We start from the raw sequence: 2,503 nt of genomic DNA, 5'->3' as shown, positions 1-2,503 counted from the left end.
TGAGAGCGGCGGTGCAAAATTAGTCCACGGTAGCGGCGGGATAGTCCCGCCTCGGGCGGCGTAAAAGTCGGCCACCTATTTTCCTTCTGCGACGCATGCAGGAGGGCTGGGGATTTATACCGTGGAACTTTATCTGAGGGTTCGTCTGGCTTGTTCTGAAGGAATGAGCCGGCGTCAGGCAGCAAAGCATTTCAACATTTCGCGCGACAGTGTTTCCAAGATGCTGTCCTATTCGACGCCACCCGGCTATCAGCGGCAATCACCGATCCGGCGGCCCAAGCTGGATGCGTTTGTTTCGACGATCGATCACTGGCTTGATGAGGACGTGAAGGTGCCGCGCAAGCAGCGCCATACGGCCAAGCGGGTGTTCGACCGGCTTCGTGACGAATGCGGGTTCACCGGCGGCTATACGATCATCAAGGACTATATGCGCGAGCGGGATCAGCGTCGCCAGGAGGTGTTTGTGCCATTGGCTCATCCACCGGGCCATGGGCAGGCCGATTTCGGCGAGGCGATGGTGGTCATTGGCGGCGTGGAGCAGAAGGCTCATTTCTTCGTGCTCGACTTGCCGCATAGCGACGGCTGCTACGTGCGGGCTTATCCTGCGGCGGTGGCCGAGGCCTGGGTTGACGGCCACATCCACGCATTCGCGTTCTTCGGGGCCGTGCCGCAGTCGATCGTTTATGACAACGATCGTTGCCTTGTCGCAAAAATCCTGCCCGATGGGACACGCAAGCGGGCAACACTGTTCAGCGGCTTCCTGTCCCATTATCTGATCCGGGATCGCTACGGCCGTCCGGGAAAGGGAAATGACAAGGGAAACGTTGAGGGTCTCGTCGGTTATGCCCGGCGCAACTTCATGGTTCCGATCCCGCAGTTCGCGACATGGGAGGCGTTCAACACCTGGCTTGAAGAACAATGCCGCAAGCGCCAGCGTGACAGACTGCGGGGCGAAAGCGAGGCGATCGGCGATCGGCTGCAGCGGGATCTGGCTGCCATGCGTGCGTTGCCGGCCTCTCCATTCGATGCCTGCGATCAAGCCAGCGCCAAGGTCACGGCCCAGTCGCTGGTGCGCTACAAGACCAACGACTATTCCGTCCCGGTCGCCTATGGCCATCAGGATGTTTGGGTCAGGGGCTATGTCGATGCGGTGGTGATCGGCTGCCGCGGCGAGATCATTGCGCGTCATCCCCGAAGCTGGGAACGTGAGGACGTCGTCTTCGATCCTGTGCACTACCTGCCGCTGATCGAGCAGAAGATCAATTCGCTGGATCAGGCGGCCCCTCTCCAGGGCTGGGACCTGCCCGAAGAGTTCGCCACGCTGCGCCGTCTGATGGAGAGCCGCATGGCCAAGCATGGCCGGCGTGAGTATGTTCAGGTCCTGCGCCTGCTGGAGAGCTTTGAGCGTGCCGACCTTCACGCGGCGGTGAAGCAGGCCCTCCAACTCGGAGCCATCGGCTTCGACGCGATCAAGCATCTGATCCTGTGCCGGGTGGAACGCCGGCCGCCGCGACTGGACCTGTCCATCTATCCCTACTTGCCGAGGGCGACGGTCGAGACGACTTCGGCGAAAGCCTACATGCGCCTCCTGTCGTCGGATGCGGGAGAAGCGGCATGAGCACCGAAGCGCCGGAGATCCTTCTCGCACACTATCTCAAGACCCTGAAGCTGCCGACATTCCAGCGTGAGTATCAGAAGCTGGCCCGGCTGTGCGCCACCGAAGGCGTCGATCATGTCGGATACCTATTCCGGCTTGCCGAGCGGGAGATGATCGAACGGGATCGCCGTAAGGTCGAACGCCGCATCAAGGCGGCCAAGTTCCCGGTCGTCAAAAGCCTCGACAGTTTCGACTTCGCAGCCATCCCCAAGCTCAACAAGATGCAGGTGCTGGACCTGGCGCGTTGCGAGTGGGTCGAGCGGCGGGAGAATGTCATCGCCCTCGGGCCCAGCGGCACAGGCAAGACCCATGTGGCGCTCGGCCTCGGCCTGGCCGCATGCCAGAAGGGTCTATCCGTCGGCTTCACCACGGCCGCCGCGCTGGTCAGCGAGATGATGGAGGCCCGTGACGAGCGGCGACTGCTACGGCTCCAGAAACAGATGGCCGCCTACAAGCTGTTGATCATCGATGAGCTGGGCTTTGTGCCGCTTTCCAAAACCGGCGCAGAGTTGCTCTTCGAGTTGATCTCGCAACGCTATGAACGCGGCGCCACTCTGATCACCAGCAATCTTCCCTTTGACGAATGGACCGAGACCTTGGGGTCGGAGCGTCTCACCGGCGCTCTGCTCGACCGTATCACCCACCATGTCAGCATCCTCGAGATGAACGGCGACAGCTATCGTCTCGCCCAAAGCCGCGCCCGAAAGGCCGGCTGAGACCTCTCAAAAAATCGCCGCGCGCGCATGAGACCCCGCTCGGGCTACGCCCTCCCGCGGGTCTCATGCGCGCGCCAAGGTGGCCGACTTTTGCGCCGCCAAGTGGCCGGTTTTTACTCCGCCGTTGACA

The 2,503-nt window shown here is 61.8% G+C and carries 2 protein-coding genes; both read left to right on the top strand.

Going from position 1 to position 2,503, the window contains the following annotated elements; genetic code table 11:
• Positions 1 to 121: 121 nt before the first annotated feature.
• Positions 122 to 1,618 carry an IS21 family transposase gene (gene istA / locus GGR23_RS22955; RefSeq protein ID WP_183368613.1) on the top strand — a complete coding sequence of 499 codons (1,497 nt, stop codon included), beginning with the start codon at positions 122 to 124 and terminating at the stop codon, positions 1,616 to 1,618.
• Positions 1,615 to 2,373 (top strand): IS21-like element helper ATPase IstB, encoded by a 759-nt coding sequence (istB, locus tag GGR23_RS22950; RefSeq protein ID WP_183368612.1) that lies wholly within the window; start codon positions 1,615 to 1,617, stop codon positions 2,371 to 2,373. Before istA ends, istB begins: the two co-directional genes overlap by 4 nt.
• Positions 2,374 to 2,503 lie beyond the last annotated feature (130 nt).

Origin of the sequence: Gellertiella hungarica, assembly GCF_014197145.1 — a bacterium.
GTDB lineage: Bacteria > Pseudomonadota > Alphaproteobacteria > Rhizobiales > Rhizobiaceae > Gellertiella > Gellertiella hungarica.
This window is presented reverse-complemented; position numbering and strand designations above follow the sequence as displayed.

Coding starts and splice junctions, on each gene's coding strand:
- istB (WP_183368612.1), top strand. CDS start 1,615: ATGAGCACCGAAGCGCCGGAGATCCTTCTCGCACACTATCTCAAGACC.